Here is a 15672-nt window from a genome sequence, read left to right on the forward strand (position 1 = left end):
TACTAACAATACAAGCGACAGGACAATACAAGCGACAGGCGAATTAATACAAAATTTTTGTATACGTACCACACACAGGCACAATAGATGGTTCTTCAAGTCTGTCACAACCAGTTTTTCGTACAGGGTATCTTCAATTAGAAGATCCACCAAAGAGTCTCCGGACTGGCAGTATTGTTAGGCTCATTATGGTCAGACAATTATAAAAGCAGACCTTTATATAGGGTAACGTCTATTTTGATGATAGATGGTGGCGGCGGGAAGCGCCGTCATGGGAGTTTTTCGTAAACTTTGTTATATTTGATCCTAATTCCGAAAATTAACCACACTAAGAGGGTGAAATCTGGTAACACCGAAAAGAGAAAAACCCTTAGTATCCGGAATTATTTGAAAGCAACAATTTAGATAAAACAGCCTTTCTAAAAGGTTGTTGCTTTTAAATGCCATATTTTATCCCCACCTCATTTTCACGTGGAAGGATTGGAGCGTAAGGCGTGCGACCTCCTGCGGGACTAGCGGGACAGGTGAGACCCCACAGGCGAAGCCGAGGAGGCCGGGCGCCCGCCCCGCGGAGTCGCGCGCTTGGAGCGGAAATCCATTACTTTTAAAATAGCCACAATCTTTGCGAAAGCAGCCTAAAGAAATGGCGCTGTGGTAAGCTGCCAATGAATATTTCATATGTCACATGAAACTTAGCTAATCCATTTTATTCTTTATAAGATTTAGAAAAAGGCATGGAATCAAGCCATGCCTTTTTCTGCAGTCTCACTTATCCCAACCGCAATATCGGTTTAATCGTATTCCCATTTTTGGACTCTTCAAAAGCTTCATTGATTTGTTCGAACTCAAAGAACTTCACTAATTTATCGAATGGAAAGCGTCCTTCTTTGTAATACTCGACAAGCTGAGGAATGAATACTCGTGGAACCGAGTCTCCCTCGATAACGCCCATCATGGTTTTGCCTTCTGCCATGATGTCATTGTGGACATCGATATTCATTTCAGGAGTTACGCCGACGATAGCCGCTTTTCCTAATGGACGCATCGCTTGCAAGCATTGTCGGACGACGGGAGGAACCCCGGTTGTATCAATGGCATAGTTTGTACCTCCGTTGGTGATCGCCTTGATTTCTTTCACAACATCTACTTGAGAACCATTCAGAGTGTGAGTGGCTCCTAGTTCTTTTGCTAATTCGAGACGGCTGTCGTGTATATCAACAACGAGAATATGTTTGCAGCCTGTTATTTTTGCTGCCATGATGGCGCTCAAGCCTACAGCACCTGCTCCGTAGATGGCGATAGTCGACCCGAATTCAGGTTTCAGGGTATTCAGTACGGTACCGGCACCTGTTTGGATACCGCAGCCAAGCGGTCCTAATAAAGCAAGATCTACATCTTTATCCACTTTTACTACATTTCGTTCATGAGCAATCGCAAAGGTCCCAAATGATGATTGGCCAAAGAAGGTAGATAATTCCTGGCCGTCCTGGCTTAAGCGGTGCGTGTGGTCATCGGCAGCACCGCCGAAGTTCAAATCATTAAATGTTTCACAAACAGCGGGATGGCCTGTCAAACAGTTCTGGCAGTGGCCGCAGTGTGCAAAAGAAAGGACGACGTGATCACCTTCTTCAAGGGTGTTCACTCCTTGTCCCACCTTCTCCACAATTCCTGCTCCTTCATGTCCTAAAACAGCAGGAAGAGGGGCAATGGCTGCATCTCGCGCCACTGCGTCTGTATGGCACACACCGGCCGCAACGATCTTCACCAAAACTTCATTAGCCTTAGGTTCTGCTAATTCGACTTCTTCAATTTTAAAATCCTGTCCTTGTCCGTGGGTAACCGCAGCTTTAATTTTCATAGTCAATGCCCTCCTTACACTTAAATCATTTCTATTTATAGTTTCTCGTTATAAAAAAATCATACTACTGCCTTTTTGCTCCTTCAAATAAGATGCTTAGTTAGTCTCGTTACCTCTTCGATTTTCCAAACGTCTTTCCTGCCTAGAAGAGTATAGACCTCTGCCATTTTAGAAATGCATCCATCTTCTCACTAACAATGGGCAGGAAGGTGTTTTAGGAAAGAGCAAAGAGGGGAAATAAGTAAGAAGAAACCAACATGAGAGGACTTAATGATCAGGAGGAACGCTTATGCAAACAAATGGTATAGTCAGAAGCTACATGCAGCAGGTGATGAGCAGTGAAGACTTCTTGAAGTACGTCGCTGGCATAATGGAAAACCAGCTGCATGAGTGGGATGTAAACTATGAAGTATTTGTGATGAAATGGCCGGATTATGAAATGGTCGTAAAGAATGGAGAAAAATACTATCATGCTGAACTTTCTGTTCAAGACTTGGAAGTTCTGCACCTCAAAGGACTGTTCGAACTCGACAAAAGACTATGGATAGATCTTATGGAAAAAGGGCTTCCTTTTGGGGATGACTACGGAAACTACTTGAGTACTGTTTTCCATGGAGCCCATAAAGCATAGCCATAGGTCACATATATATATGGAATACAACAACAAAGCCATCGATTAGAGATGGCTTTTTATTATGATTAAATGAGAAGATATCGGTGATTTGGGGAGTGCTTAAAAAATAGTACTTTAAGAAGGTTGCAGCCGTTTCACGTAAACAAACTGAGAACTGCTTCAATAAAATTTAGCCGGGTAAAGAATGTGCGGAATAACTCTTTTGCTGCTTAGAGCAAGAGGAACTTAAAGAGGCATTACTATGACATTTAGAAAGAATTAATCTTTGTTTTTGCTGTTAAGAATAAAAACATCCTTCTCCAGCTTTTCAACCTTAGCTGTCAAAAAGTCAACGTCTTCAAATTTTAATACATTCGTTTGCTCAAACTGATAACCTATTCGATCCAGATTAGCATCCATTTTTTCAATGCGGCGATCTACACCATCGAGACGCAAATCCACATTATCAAGGCGGCGGTCTACACCATCAAGGCGTATATCCAAGTTATTAAGGCGGCGATCTACTCCATCAAAACGCAAATCCAACCCATCAAGGCGGCGGTCTACACTATTAAAGCGATCATTAACGTCTTTCTTAAAGCTAATAAACTCTTTCTTCAACCCTTTCATATCCTGGTTCAGTTCGGTTAGAAGATTCATTATTTTCTCTTCCATTCCTATCACCTCCTATTAGAGTATACTAAATTTTAGTGAGGGGTGGAAAGTGAAAAGTCTGTAAATATTTGGAGTGAGTTAAGCAGCTAATAAGCTGCCTGCAATTCCAAATTAGATGACAAATCCATCAAAACTTTCATACCTCTGTTTTAACCATTCTTCTACTTATGGCCAATTTTTTCAAATCCATACCAAAACAGATGGAAAAGCATATGACACAGGACGGCTGCTGTAAGTCCGTTATTCCAGTATAACCAGCCGCACGTCAACCCGACCACCATATTCATCCCAACTGAATAGAAGAGAATGGGCTTGGTGACAGAGATTTTCATCTGATAGACTGCAGGAAGGTGGGCTAGTGCAAATAAGATACTTGCTAAGAGATTGGCAATCCAAACAGAAAGTAAAGGTTGGTCGGTTACGAAATTTCCAGCCCAGACAAAGAAGCTCATAAGGCCGAAACGAAAGATCACTTCTTCCACAATTCCCCCATACAAACAACGTGTCGAGATCCACACCTGCTGCCTTGTTTTTTCCAATTTCTCGAAGATTTCTGCTGTCGTTTTCTTTTTGAAAAAGAGGTAGTAGACAGCAACATTGAAAAGGGCACACAGCAGACCAAGCAGCAGGGAAAGTCCATCAACCCCTTGTATGAAAACCGGTGAATGAAAACCCGCTCGTTTATAGAAAAACAAGCCTAACGCTGCAAAGGGGAAGGCCAGGATCATGTGAATGACCAAGCGAAGGTAAAAGGGAGGAGGTTCGATTTCCGGAACTGCTTCCTTATATAACCCTTTTTCATTTAGTGCCATTAACAGGATTCCAGGCAGCATCAAAGCAGCCACAATTACCCATAGGTCATCATTCATCTGCTTCCTCCTTGATCCCGGCATTTTCAAGATAAACTTTAATTGCATTTCTAAGCCATTCCTGCTCAGATGAATCCAGCGGCAAAGGAAAGGCTGGATCTTCTGTGGCAATTTTCGAACCCTCTGTCCTTTGAAAAAAGTCAGGCAGATCCTCACCGACGACCTCCTGCAGCATATCCATCAGCTGTGAGACAAGGTATTGGACATCAGGGGCTCCAGGGTTACTCCCATGCTTGGATTTTAATTTTGAAAGAATCTCGGCAAATTTCTTTTCCAGTTCCAGCTGTCTTTGGGGGTGAATACTGAAGATCTCGTCAATCTTTTCTTCCGTGTAAATGTCTTTCAGCCACTCTTTATGTTCGTCCTGATATTGAATTCCCCGGATCAAGGAGGTGAAAATACTGGCATCAATGGTCTCACTACTTTCCGCCAGATGGATCGAATGGTCCAAAGCCTTCATCACTTTTTGCAATCCGAGCAGTTTTTCTTCAAGAAGCTTTTTCTGAAACTGCAGAGTTTCCTTCAAATTCCAGTCTGTCTGCAGAAGCAGCTCTTTCATTTGTTCCAGGGAAAATCCGAGGAACTTTAAGGTAACAATTTTTTGCATAGAGACTAAATGGGATCGATCGTAATATCTTCGTCCGTTATCTTTTCGAAGTGGAATCAAAATGCCAATCTCATCGTAATAATGCAGGGTCCTAATGCTAACACTGGTTAATTTGGCAAACTCGCCCACAGAATAAAGGTCCATGTATATCATCTCCATTTATATTTCTTACCTCTATCATAAAACTTCACGTAACGTGAGGTTCAAGTTTTTTAAGGATCTTTAAAAGATAAGCAGGGGTATTCTGGAAATTAGAAGAAAAGAACTGGTCCACGTTTAGAGAGGAAATATTTATAGAAGAGGAATCGCACTTGTGATATTTCCTAAAGCAATAATAATATTAAAGCAGTTTAATTAATTGGATTTTCTATTTCTGCTTTAAAATGTAATTATATCTTTTTCCCTTATATATAGAAGGATTGGAGCGGAAGGCGTCCGACCTCCTGCGGGACTAGCGGGACAGGTGAGACCCCACAGGCAAAGCCGAGGAGGCTCAACGCCCGCCCCGCGGAGTCGTACGCCTGGAGAGGAAATCCATATCTTTTAAACACCCATAACCTTTGCAGAAAAAGACTTTTAAAAATAATTTATAGTGAATCCACAATAACAAGGCATAGAAGAATTTACTGAAGCAGAGAAATATTTATAAGAATTTGTTCGCCAAAAAAGCAACCTTATCAAGCCGGCATCCGTCTTATGTATAAAGAAAAGCTCAAAGAAGGTGACATACTTGGCAATAGAATGCCCCAGAGACTTACCGAAAGCCGAAAGAGATCAGCTCCTCAATCAAGCCATGAACCTGTATGGAAATGAGGTTTACTATATCGTATTTTCTTATGTGAAGGATCACAGCTTGGCCGAAGATCTCACTCAAGAGGTATTTATTAAATGCTATAACAAAATGGATACGTTTAGAGAAGATTCCGCCTTGAAGAGCTGGATCATCAGTATTGCGATTAATCATTGCAAGGATTATTTAAGAAGCTGGAACAACAGGATGGTAAGTATCACTAATAAGATTAATGACATGGTAAAAGGGACACTAGGAACGCCAGAAGAAACGGTCATACATAATGAAACCAATCATGAACTCATTAGCACGGTTTTATCTCTTCCGATTAAATACAGAGAGGTCATCTTCCTGCATTACTTTGAGGAAATGAAACTGGATGAAATTTGTGCAGTACTCCATGTCAACATAAATACTGTCAAATCGCGGCTGGCCAGAGGTCGAAAAAAGATTGAATCCTTACTAAAAGATGAGGTGTATAACAATGGATGAACTGAAAAATCTTCGAACCCTAATGAAGGCGGACACATTTAGAAATCATGGATTCACCAGCAGGATGAAGAACAACATTGTTAATGAAATCAACTCAAAAGAGGTTCTTAGCACAAAAAAGAGAATTAAGTTCGCTCCCGTTCTCTCTTCCATTTTTGCAGTTGCAAGTATTTCAGCAGCTGTGTACTACGGTGGTTCAGAATTAGGGATCATTGAAAACCATTCCGCCGAAACAAGCATTCACTACTACAACATCAATATAGAAAAACCTTCTTTTTTAGGAAACGAGTTTAAATTCCCAGCAAAAGTGCCATTTAAGGTTTCAGATGTCAAAACAACAACTAGAGAAAGCCCTGTCGGTTTAATGTATACCGTTACCTTAATCGGAGAGAAGAAAGAAACCCTGCGACTCTTTTTCCAATCCATGAATGATAGTATGGAAAATCTAACTTTTGCCGGAGAACAATTTAAAGCAGGAAATTTTGAAGGATATTATTCTCAAGAACAATTAATTGAAGGTAATAATGATTTGAAATTTAAGTCTAGCAGTATGAGGTGGTTAGAAGAAGAACAAAAAATGTATAGCTTACATTATAAACCGGGTGAATCGGGGCGGATGTTGTATAAAGAAGAACTGGTTAAAATAGCCCAATCGTTTAGATAAAAGTTTTAAAGAAATGATTATGTGGTTAGCCCACGTAATCATTTTTTGTCTTCTTTTTTAAAAATGCCAAGTGCATTATGCCGAAAGCCAAAATTCTTCGATAGCGCCTTAATGAAAATCTTGGTAACATAGTGAAGGAGATTGTTAGAATTTTCATACAAAACAAGAGCGAACGAAATAATGAATCAAAGAGTAGGAGAGCAATGAATGAACAACAATGAAAAGAACTATCTCAATATAAAAGAACTTTTATCCATACCCACTTTTTCAGGAGTAAATATCAGTGAAGACGGCAACTACGCGGCGTTCGTCAAAACGACAGCTGACTGGAAAGACAATCTGTATAGAAATCACATATGGATTTTTGATAAAAATAAGGAAGAATGCTATGCACTAAGCAATATAGAAGGTACATCTCCTATATGGTCTCCGGACTCTAAGCACATTGCTTACCTTAGCGCAGCAGGTGGGATAAATCAGATTTTCATGCAGTCATTAACTGATGCCAGCAGAACTCAAATAACCGATGAGAATGAAGGAGTAAGTACATTCAAATGGGATCCTGCTGGAAATGGAATTTATTTTATTTCACGGGTAAAAGAATCAGAGTCATTAACGAAGCGCAAGGCGGTTTATGGAGACTTTCATCATGCAGGCAAGGAAAACCAGAATCATATTCTATCCTATATTGAAATTGGTACGTCCAGCTTAAACACCACAGCCCATCCACTGACCGACCCTAAAGATTTTCATGTTCAGGAATTTGATATTTCTCATGACGGGAAAAAGATTGCATTCATCGCTAAACCAAGCCCGGAAGCCCAGGAAGATCCAAACAGGGACCTATACATAGCAGACCGTGAATCTGGAGAGATGCAAAAGATAAACTGTAATAAGCTATTGGGAGGGAGCCTTTGCTTTTCTCCAAATGCCGGCAAAATTTGTTATACAGCCAGCTTGAAAGAGAAGGAGTTTTATAGAAACCATATTCAGGACAGCACAATCGAAATTTATGATCTTGAAAGCGGAGAACACCTTCAGCCATTACCCCATTTTGATAGTACGATCACACCAATCCGGTGGACCTCAAAAGGCATTTTAATAAGATGGCAGCATAAAACGAATTACCATATTGGGCTTTTATCTGAAAACGGCAGTGTGAAGAAGATCAATTCAGATGGCTTTATAATGGATGCTTCTATTACAAAAGATGGAAATCATTTAGCCTATAACAAAGCGGCAGCCAATGAAACCTTTGAAATCTTTTTAGACGATAGGAAGATAACAAATGAAAACAGTTTTTTTAAAGGAAAGGCTAGAAGTAACAGAGAGGTTATCTCATGGAAAAACAGTGAAGATATTGAAATTGAAGGAGTTTTAACAACTCCGGCAGATTTCGATGCTTCTAAAAAATACCCTTTGCTGGTTTTTGTCCATGGGGGTCCTGGTTGGGCATCCTTCCCAATCCATTCAGGCTGCTTCAATGATAAATATCCTGTTGAGCAGTTTGTCCAAAAGGGCTTTATCGTTCTCGAACCCAACTACAGAGGCAGCACAGGGTATGGAAATGACTTTTACAAAGCCAACTATCGTAATTTCGGATTCGGTGACTACGATGATGTGATATCCGGAGTGGATTCGCTGGTCGGCAAGGGGATAGCCGATAGAGATCGAGTTGGGGTGATGGGCTGGAGCCAGGGAGGATTTATCGCAGCCTTCTGTTCAATATACAGCGATCGTTTCAAGGCGGCTTCGGTTGGCGGCGCTATCACTAATTTGAGAAATCATTATGTTAATACAGATATCCCTTACTTTTTCAGGATGTATCTAGGAAGTACTCCTTGGGATGATCCAGAGATCTACAGTAAAGCCTCGCCTATGACTTATATAAAATCGGCAAGCACCCCGACGTTGATTCAGCATGGAGAAGTGGATGCAAGAGTGCCGATTACCAATGCCTATGATCTATTTAGAGGACTGACGGATATGGACGTGGAAACAGAGTTAGTAGTATTCAAAGGAATGGCCTATAGCTCCACCCAGCCGGGAATGCATGCGGCGATTATGAAGCAGAATTTGATGTGGTTTTCGCATTATCTTCTTGGAGAGAGCTTGGAAGGCTTCAGGGTTTTATAAATGGTAAGGGGGAGTTAAACTGAGGAATAAAATCAAAGTTCCTTTCAAGATATCAATAGGGTTAAATATACTGCTCATCCTAATCTTAGCCTGGAGAATAGCGAGGGTAAACTTCGTAAGTGAGCAAGTTATTCTTACAGAGGTTCAGGAAAATTTAGTAGAACTGGAAGGCTTGATTGCTATCCAGATGGAGAGAAATTGGTTTGAGCCTAACTTGGTCACAACTGAATTAAGTGATGTATTAAACGGCATTTGGCTCGCAATGACTGTTGGTAAACAGTTAGGAACGCTATCTGATCGTGACAGGGAAATTCTTGAACGCCTGCATTCCCATTTAAATCAGTATCCTCATGATGAATTATACAGATTTGCTGATGTAACCCAAGAGGATAAGCGGAACTTTGAAAAATTAAGGGAAATTCTTCGGGACGTTGGGTTGGGAGTGGAAATCACTATTAGCAGTGAGCAGGATTCTTTCATGCAGCAAGCAGAAGAATTTAATGAAATTCGTAATTCTAGTCCTTTAGGTTCTCCTTGAAATTCTTAAGGCGTGCTGACATTCTAGGTACATATGAAAAAGTATGGTAATTCTCTATAGAATTCTCACATGCTTTTTTTATCAGCAGTAATGTTTAATTTAATTGCTTAATACATGTCTTACGTACCGCTGAACCTAAATTGAGTGTTCATTCTTTTTAAAAATAAGGGGAAAATTTCCCTTTAAGCTGCGGAAAAGAGCTCGAACAGGGGATAATAAGGGGAAAATTTCCCCTTATTCATGGATAATAGAAAAATTAACCCGTGTTTTTAGTGAATAGAGGGAATTTTTCCCGCTATTTAAGCTGATTTTTGCGATTTTTTCTTAATAAAGGGAATATTTCCCTCTATTTCTAGGATACTTACGGCTATCTCATTATTTAGTGTTTTTGTCTTATTAGTTGACGTGGTCTGAGCTTTATCTCTTTGCCCCTTAGTTGCTGACCGGTCTGAAGAGGGAAATGGTCAGCAACTATACGCGTCAGCAAGGGGTGAAAGCTGTATTTTCATAACAGAAACTACTACTAGATATTATCCGTATTAATCCTTGGATACTCCTGCTCAAGATTAGCCGCTGCCCGTGCATTCTCGTTGTGCCGGTCATTTTTATTCCCCTTGTTTAATGCCCCGAGTTCTTCCGTGTCCCTAGAAGCTTTCTTATTGTCAGCCACTTTAACACCTCCTAAAAGTTAATATGCTCCATTATCTTTTTGGAAATTAGATTAGTGTTGTTTTTCTTATCCTTTTCGCAATGGTAACGAGTTTTACGCTATTACCCCTTACATTAATGATAAGTAATTAGTCTTTCCATGAAGTGAAAACTTGCGAGAGAAAAACCAAAGAAAAAATGATTAAAATTCATTTATTCTTAAAAGGTTTTAGCATGAAGCTGTTACAATAGGATTAGTTTCATAAAGAGAGGAGGGAAGAGCTGTGGAAGAAATATTAAAACAAATTCTAGGTGAACTGCAAGGAATAAAAACAGATGTTGGAGACTTAAAGACAGATGTAGGTGTAATAAAAGCAAATGTTGGCGACCTAAAGACAGATGTAGGTTCAATAAAAACAGATGTTGGAGACTTAAAGGCAGATGTAGGTTCAATAAAAACAGATGTTGGAGACTTAAAGGCAGATGTAGGTTCAATAAAAACAGATGTTGGAGACTTAAAGACAGATGTAGGTTCATTAAAAACAGATGTTGAAGAATTAAAAACCGGACAAGCCAGGCTTGAAAATGGGCTGGAGAAACTACAAAAAGATTTTATAGAAAGTCTCGGTGAGTATACTGAGAAAATAACTGACCACGTTGATGCTAGAACAGAAGTGTTGAATAAAAGAGTTTATCATGTTGAATCAGATATTGAGCGATTAAACAGACAGCCAGGAAGTTAAGTCCATAAACTGTATACTCTTCCAGTTATATTCAGTATCAATCACCTCGCATGCAACAGTATCATTTCATAAGAAACATCCCTCATTCACTAGAAAACGATCTCTCAAATAAAGTCCTTTTCTTATCACAAGCTTGCCAGCGTAACATTTCACCTGTCCCGCTTATTTGCGGAAGTTGAGTATTATAAAGAAGATGTTCCAAACAAACTAATGGCTGGGACGCGGGGCACTGCGTCCCGAATGCTTTTTCTGAATAACCTGCATTGCCTGAGACAAAGTCAGAAATCCACTCCCCTAACAGAAGGAGATAAGTCCTTCCCAAAAATAATATATTCATACGGAACGTTAGGGAAGAATCTGTCACTGAGTTCCTTCCATCCCGACTTCCTATAAAACTCGACCCCAGCTGTATTATCCTTTCTCGTTGTCAGCAAAGCCTTTGATTCTGTTCTATTTTTAAGCAATGCATTTACAAGCTCCTTGGCAATTCCCCTTCTACGATAGTGGGGGTGGACACCTAACTCCGCCAGCTCCATACAGTTTTCAATCCAGTTTCGGTCTCCATTTAACTGCTTTGACAATAAGTCATGATAATACTGCCCCTTACGAGAAGAATACCCATATATAAATCCTGCGAGTCTTTTGTCTATGACAGCGAAATACCCTTCGAAGTTTGGAAATTGAAAATGATGGAGAAATTGCTTCTGCATTTCTAACGGGTCTTCACCGTAAAGGATCTTATACAAGTTGAGCATTTGGATAAAGTACTTACTCTTGCTTGTCATGGGAATCAATTCCATAGCTGCACTCCTTTCAAGGGTGGACGATACGGTTCAGTGTAAAAATGATCATCCTATCTTATGCAGTCAATCTCTGTAGGTACACTGTATTTCAATTGAACATACTCATTGAAGCAGCTGAATGTCGAGATGGCCTTCAGCTTTTTAGAGTGTGGTGGTCTTCAATACCATTCGTGCAGGCAGTAGGGAAAAAACAGACTATATTGGATCATAGACCGCAAACCGGATAAGCACAGGCTTTTTCGTTTGGTGGTATAATAGGTATACTTCGAAAAAAGCGGGATGCTTGCCACAACGGTTTAACTTTAATTGGTATTGGTATGCTTCACTGGAAAAGAAGGTTTATTGCAGTTTAGATGAGGATCGTTACTGTAAGATTGATAATAGTATTCTCACTAAAATACATTTAGGAAACAGTTTGGGGATTTTCCCTTAAAATAGAAAGGTAGATTACTTTGTTTAAAGATATAAAGATCGATGAACTATTGCAGAACGATAAGAAAGACTGGACGTTAGTGGATGTTCGTTCTCCTTCTGAATTCCACGAGATGACAATGCCGGGAAGCATTAATATCCCTGTGTTTGATGATGAAGAAAGAGCAGAAGTGGGGACGCTTTATAAGCAGGTCAGCCCGGAAATTGCTAAGGAAAGAGGGCTTGAGATTTTTTCTGCCAAGCTGCCAGCATTTATTAAGAAGTTTCAACAAATCGAGGGAGAGATAGCCGTTTTTTGCTGGCGCGGAGGAATGCGGAGTAAAACGGCCGCAACTATGCTTGATTTAATGGGGATAAGGGTGCTGCGTCTGCAAGGGGGAGTACGCACCTACCGACAGTGGGTTTTGGAACAAATGGAGGGGCTGGAGATTAACGCCGATGCCTATGTTTTAAACGGAGGTACCGGAATAGGGAAGACGACCATACTGAAGCGATTGCAAGAGAAGGGAAAACCTGTCCTTGATCTTGAAGGCCTGGCTGGTCACCGCGGGTCTGTTTTTGGACACATCGGTACAAGTCCAAACAACCAGAAAAAGTTCGATTCATTGCTCCAGCATGAAATCTCTCAACTGCAATCTTCTCCGTACATTGTCTTTGAAGCCGAAAGCAAGCGGATTGGCAAGGTAACCGTGCCTGATACCCTGCTTAAGAAAAAAGAGCAGGGAACTCATATTTTTATAGAAATGCCTATGGAACAAAGAGTGCTTCATATTCTTGAAGAGTATAAAATCGTTGATCATACTGAGGAACTTCGCGATGCTTTTCAAAAAATCAAAAGCCGTATTCACACCCCCATCGCGAGAGAAATTCAGTCCCATTTGGATGAAGGTGAGTATAAGCCGTTCCTGTCATTGCTGCTGGAGCATTATTATGATCCCAAATATAAGCATGCCGCCATGCAATATCCAGAAGATCAAAAAATAACTCTCCATGTGAATAACATTGAAGAAGCCGTAGAAAAGATCATGGGTCTTCTGCCCATAACAACGGAAAGTTATATTCTGAAAAGATAAGAGAGTGCCTGTCAGTGTCCCGAAAAGTTGAATAACTCAACGAAGAAGGCATGACAGGTGTTTTTTGTATAAAGCCATTGGTACGAATACTGCTGAAAGAAGTGTAACTAAAAAGAGATGCTTTCGTTTAAAGTATAAAGAGAGTGAAGTGAGGTTTCTATTTATGAAAAAAATCAGCTTGCTCTGCTCTTATCTTTCGTGCTTGTATCAATCGCATTAATTGGCTGCCAGCCACAAGCTGAACTCGAAAGACTAGAAAAGATAACGATCTATAAAATGGAGAAAGGTTCAGGAAGGCTTGTTATCGAGGAACCTGACACCATTGAAATGATTACAGAAGCGATTAATAAAGCCGAAAAGCAACCTGGTATTGTTAATATGGCAGACCCTCAATTCAAAATTGTACATGGGAAGGAGACGTATTTCCTTTGGATTAGTGAAAAATCTGAAACGATCATGAACGCTGAAGATACGCATACCATTTATAGTCTAAATGATTACTCAATTCAACAAGTCAATGCACTCTTGAACTAAATGGGGCCTTTCTATTCAGCAATGCTAAATAGAATTGTTGATAAATGACCATAAAACAGGGACCCAGTTGGATTGGGGTCACTGTTTATAATCCTTGTTGAAGATAAGGACCTGTTAGTTGAGTGATTTTTTCAAGAACACTTGATGCTCCCTTAGAGACAAGCTAAATCAGTGAGCTAAAGTTATATGAGATTAATTGGAGTTAACCTTACAATTCGAAGTATGATAAGCTTGGAACGTTCTTCAAAAACCCTGAGAGTGATTATTGATTGAATTGGTTAGCTGACTGTTTCGGCTACCTACTTGAATCAAGTTATTTAATAAAAAATATTTCTACATAAATTTCATTTTATCACTAGTAATTAGTTAGTTTTCATCTTTTCATGTCGGGTAGAGGAAAAAAGAAGTTAGTATATGCTAAATAGTTACTATATTTACTTTCTTATCTTAAAGTGGTGTAGAAATTTTTGGTGTAATTATGGTAACTACACGTATGCTAATCTTGTTAACATATAGTTAGAGGTGATGGTATGCGTAATGAGGAGGGTAAAGATATGGAGTTAGTAAATAAGAAAAATTCCATTAAGCCACTTAATAAGAAAAGAAAAGATTTATTAAAGAATTTTATTGGTAGTAGTTCTTCTAAATTAGATTTAAACAAGGTTAAAGATAACTGGAATAATGAGAAAAATTGACTTTAATTTAAACTTCCAAGGATTTAATAATAACGAAAAGATTCTTGTTGATACTGGTATAATCCTTGCGTTAGCAAACGAATATGATTCTTGGCACAACACAGTCAAAATTTATTTGAACAGTATGTAATAAACGAAGACGATAAACCAATCTTTCTATTTATAAACCCAACAATATTAAATGAAATAACTTTCTTGGCATGGAAACCCTTTGAGTCATATAAAATAAAACATCCAGAAATTGATTTAAAGGAAGTTAACCCTCTCGAATTAATTGATTTAACTGTCGACAAAGTTAAAGAATTGATAAAAAATGATGTTCTTCAAATATCCTCCGGAAATAAGGATACTGTAATCAAACAACTTGAAGTCTTTAAGGAACTAGGGTCGGCTGATGCAGTTAATGCTTCTATTGCTGATCATTATAACCTAAGTTTTTTAACTGTAGACAATAGATTAGTATATAACATGTTTAAGATAAGGAGTAAACTTAGAGGGATTCCGAGAGTTTACTTTACTTCATCTAAACACCAATCTTATTAAAACTGGCTCCGAACCGAGTGGGTCTTTTTTGTCTTGGTGGTAAATTTGGAGTAGAAAACAGCCTCATTCACTATGAGAATGTAGTTAACGTATAAAACTATTTTCTTTTGAATAAATGCACTTCTCAACTAAATCGCGCTTAACTACTTAAAGAGCAACTGTCATTCAGTTGCTTTTTTATTGCGTTATTAAGGAGTCTGCTGGTTACCAATAGTACCAGCTAAATAAACATCGGAAAAAACACAAAAAATATGGTAAATATTACTTTTATAGTGTAAAATTACACTATATTATACAAACAACAGATTTGTGCTGACTGGAATAGCTGGAATGAATGGTAATAAAATCGCGGCTAAATATTTAGGGGTGACATTATGTTTAACAAACGAAGTATTTCTATTATCTTGACACTGATTATTTCTTTTCTTGTTATAGGTATCTACTCAATTTTCAACGGTATTCCTTTTGGCAGCATAATAGCAAAGGCAAAAATTACTGAGTATGTTAGGGAAGTATATGACCTCAATGAAAATATCCCCGCCCCGCGTTTCAACTCTAAAGAATCATCTTATCGTGTTTACCTGTCTCATCTAGACAGCGAAATTTCATATGACCTTTCACAAAATCAAATTCTTGATGAAAAACTAGTACATGTTATTGACGTTAAATTCCAAGATCAGTACAACAAGCTGAGAACGTTGTGACCGTCAAGTAGAATGATACAATTTTTGCTGATTAATTTGAGACACTTTGTTCACCAAAAATTGTTTTTCGATGTTTCATTCTCCAACTATCATCATTTAAATGAACTATTTCCACTCGATGTAAGATCCGGTCCAATATAGCTGTCGTGATGGCTTGGTCGCCCAATAGCTCCCCCCATTCTTTAGGTCCTTTATTAGATGTAAGTATAATCGAGGATTGATTATAAAGGTTGTTAATGAGGTGGAAGAACATGT

18 protein-coding genes are annotated in these 15672 nt (G+C 39.1%); 11 read left to right on the forward strand and 7 right to left on the reverse strand.

The annotated features are described in order from the left end of the window. Positions 1–769 precede the first annotated feature (769 nt). Positions 770–1858 (reverse strand): NAD(P)-dependent alcohol dehydrogenase, encoded by a 1089-nt coding sequence (locus FZC79_RS22550; protein ID WP_148948866.1) that lies wholly within the window; start codon positions 1856–1858, stop codon positions 770–772. Between the two features lie 289 nt (positions 1859–2147). Here FZC79_RS22550 and FZC79_RS22555 point away from each other — a divergent pair, with 289 nt between their 5' ends. Next, positions 2148–2489 (forward strand): hypothetical protein, encoded by a 342-nt coding sequence (locus FZC79_RS22555; RefSeq protein ID WP_148948867.1) that lies wholly within the window; start codon positions 2148–2150, stop codon positions 2487–2489. 261 nt (positions 2490–2750) lie between these two features. Here FZC79_RS22555 and FZC79_RS22560 read toward each other — a convergent pair whose 3' ends face one another. The 3 genes from FZC79_RS22560 to FZC79_RS22570 form a co-directional block, all read right to left on the reverse strand. Next, entirely contained in the window at positions 2751–3146 is a 396-nt protein-coding gene (locus FZC79_RS22560) for a hypothetical protein (protein ID WP_148948868.1), read from the reverse strand. 161 nt (positions 3147–3307) lie between these two features. Next, a complete protein-coding gene (locus tag FZC79_RS22565; protein ID WP_187442930.1) occupies positions 3308–4015 on the reverse strand; it encodes a CPBP family intramembrane glutamic endopeptidase in 708 nt (235 codons plus the stop codon). Next, a complete protein-coding gene (locus tag FZC79_RS22570; protein ID WP_187442931.1) occupies positions 4008–4766 on the reverse strand; it encodes a MerR family transcriptional regulator in 759 nt (252 codons plus the stop codon). Before FZC79_RS22570 ends, FZC79_RS22565 begins: the two co-directional genes overlap by 8 nt. 586 nt (positions 4767–5352) lie before the next feature. Between FZC79_RS22570 and FZC79_RS22580 the strand changes: the two genes are divergently transcribed. From FZC79_RS22580 to FZC79_RS22595, 4 genes are all read left to right on the forward strand, one after another. Further along, entirely contained in the window at positions 5353–5904 is a 552-nt protein-coding gene (locus tag FZC79_RS22580; protein WP_187442932.1) for a sigma-70 family RNA polymerase sigma factor, read from the forward strand. Further along, on the forward strand, positions 5897–6568 hold the full coding sequence (locus FZC79_RS22585) for a hypothetical protein (protein ID WP_148948872.1): 672 nt from the start codon (positions 5897–5899) through the stop codon (positions 6566–6568). Before FZC79_RS22580 ends, FZC79_RS22585 begins: the two co-directional genes overlap by 8 nt. 207 nt (positions 6569–6775) lie before the next feature. Next, positions 6776–8704: a S9 family peptidase gene (locus tag FZC79_RS22590; RefSeq protein WP_148948873.1), complete on the forward strand. Its 1929-nt coding sequence runs from the start codon at positions 6776–6778 to the stop codon at positions 8702–8704. Between the two features lie 172 nt (positions 8705–8876). Then, a complete protein-coding gene (locus FZC79_RS22595) occupies positions 8877–9242 on the forward strand; it encodes a hypothetical protein (protein WP_252183446.1) in 366 nt (121 codons plus the stop codon). A 523-nt stretch (positions 9243–9765) separates the two neighbouring features. Here FZC79_RS22595 and FZC79_RS23415 read toward each other — a convergent pair. Beyond that, on the reverse strand, positions 9766–9912 hold the full coding sequence (locus FZC79_RS23415) for a hypothetical protein (RefSeq protein WP_187442933.1): 147 nt from the start codon (positions 9910–9912) through the stop codon (positions 9766–9768). Between the two features lie 262 nt (positions 9913–10174). Between FZC79_RS23415 and FZC79_RS23740 the strand changes: the two genes are divergently transcribed. Then, positions 10175–10633 (forward strand): hypothetical protein, encoded by a 459-nt coding sequence (locus FZC79_RS23740; protein ID WP_252183447.1) that lies wholly within the window; start codon positions 10175–10177, stop codon positions 10631–10633. Between the two features lie 278 nt (positions 10634–10911). Here the strand turns inward: FZC79_RS23740 and FZC79_RS22605 are convergent, their stop codons facing one another. Beyond that, complete coding sequence (locus FZC79_RS22605; protein WP_148948875.1) at positions 10912–11433, reverse strand: GNAT family N-acetyltransferase; 522 nt, start codon at positions 11431–11433, stop codon at positions 10912–10914. Between the two features lie 455 nt (positions 11434–11888). On the opposite strand from FZC79_RS22605, the gene mnmH reads away from it, so the two are divergent. The 5 genes from mnmH (at position 11889) to FZC79_RS22625 (ending at position 15417) form a co-directional block, all read left to right on the forward strand. Continuing rightward, the gene (gene mnmH / locus FZC79_RS22610; protein ID WP_148948876.1) at positions 11889–12941 is read left to right on the forward strand and encodes a tRNA 2-selenouridine(34) synthase MnmH; all 1053 of its coding nucleotides are present in this window, start codon (positions 11889–11891) and stop codon (positions 12939–12941) included. A 276-nt stretch (positions 12942–13217) separates the two neighbouring features. After that, positions 13218–13475, forward strand: a complete 258-nt coding sequence (locus FZC79_RS22615) for a hypothetical protein (RefSeq protein ID WP_187442934.1) — start codon at positions 13218–13220, stop codon at positions 13473–13475. Between the two features lie 554 nt (positions 13476–14029). Next, positions 14030–14170 carry a hypothetical protein gene (locus FZC79_RS23420; protein WP_187442935.1) on the forward strand — a complete coding sequence of 47 codons (141 nt, stop codon included), beginning with the start codon at positions 14030–14032 and terminating at the stop codon, positions 14168–14170. Positions 14171–14260: 90 nt separating this feature from the next. Next, positions 14261–14713 (forward strand): hypothetical protein, encoded by a 453-nt coding sequence (locus FZC79_RS22620; RefSeq protein ID WP_148948878.1) that lies wholly within the window; start codon positions 14261–14263, stop codon positions 14711–14713. Positions 14714–15087: 374 nt separating this feature from the next. Next, entirely contained in the window at positions 15088–15417 is a 330-nt protein-coding gene (locus tag FZC79_RS22625; RefSeq protein ID WP_148948879.1) for a hypothetical protein, read from the forward strand. A 31-nt stretch (positions 15418–15448) separates the two neighbouring features. On the opposite strand, the gene FZC79_RS22630 is transcribed toward FZC79_RS22625, so the two are convergent. Next, positions 15449–15672 (reverse strand): ATP-binding protein (locus FZC79_RS22630; protein WP_148948880.1); only part of this gene is annotated, 224 nt, incomplete at its 5' end.

Source organism: Rossellomorea vietnamensis (genome assembly GCF_008180615.1).
Classification (GTDB): Bacteria; Bacillota; Bacilli; order Bacillales; family Bacillaceae_B; genus Rossellomorea; species Rossellomorea vietnamensis_D.

Excerpts from the sequence above, each read along its gene's own strand:
- FZC79_RS22550 (WP_148948866.1), bottom strand. The coding sequence starts at position 1,858 with ATGAAAATTAAAGCTGCGGTTACCCACGGACAAGGACAGGATTTTAAA.
- FZC79_RS22555 (WP_148948867.1), top strand. The coding sequence starts at position 2,148 with ATGCAAACAAATGGTATAGTCAGAAGCTACATGCAGCAGGTGATGAGC.
- FZC79_RS22560 (WP_148948868.1), bottom strand. The coding sequence starts at position 3,146 with ATGGAAGAGAAAATAATGAATCTTCTAACCGAACTGAACCAGGATATG.
- FZC79_RS22565 (WP_187442930.1), bottom strand. The coding sequence starts at position 4,015 with ATGAATGATGACCTATGGGTAATTGTGGCTGCTTTGATGCTGCCTGGA.
- FZC79_RS22570 (WP_187442931.1), bottom strand. The coding sequence starts at position 4,766 with ATGGACCTTTATTCTGTGGGCGAGTTTGCCAAATTAACCAGTGTTAGC.
- FZC79_RS22585 (WP_148948872.1), top strand. The coding sequence starts at position 5,897 with ATGGATGAACTGAAAAATCTTCGAACCCTAATGAAGGCGGACACATTT.
- FZC79_RS22590 (WP_148948873.1), top strand. The coding sequence starts at position 6,776 with ATGAACAACAATGAAAAGAACTATCTCAATATAAAAGAACTTTTATCC.
- FZC79_RS22605 (WP_148948875.1), bottom strand. The coding sequence starts at position 11,433 with ATGGAATTGATTCCCATGACAAGCAAGAGTAAGTACTTTATCCAAATG.
- FZC79_RS22615 (WP_187442934.1), top strand. The coding sequence starts at position 13,218 with ATGGAGAAAGGTTCAGGAAGGCTTGTTATCGAGGAACCTGACACCATT.
- FZC79_RS23420 (WP_187442935.1), top strand. The coding sequence starts at position 14,030 with ATGGAGTTAGTAAATAAGAAAAATTCCATTAAGCCACTTAATAAGAAA.
- FZC79_RS22625 (WP_148948879.1), top strand. The coding sequence starts at position 15,088 with ATGTTTAACAAACGAAGTATTTCTATTATCTTGACACTGATTATTTCT.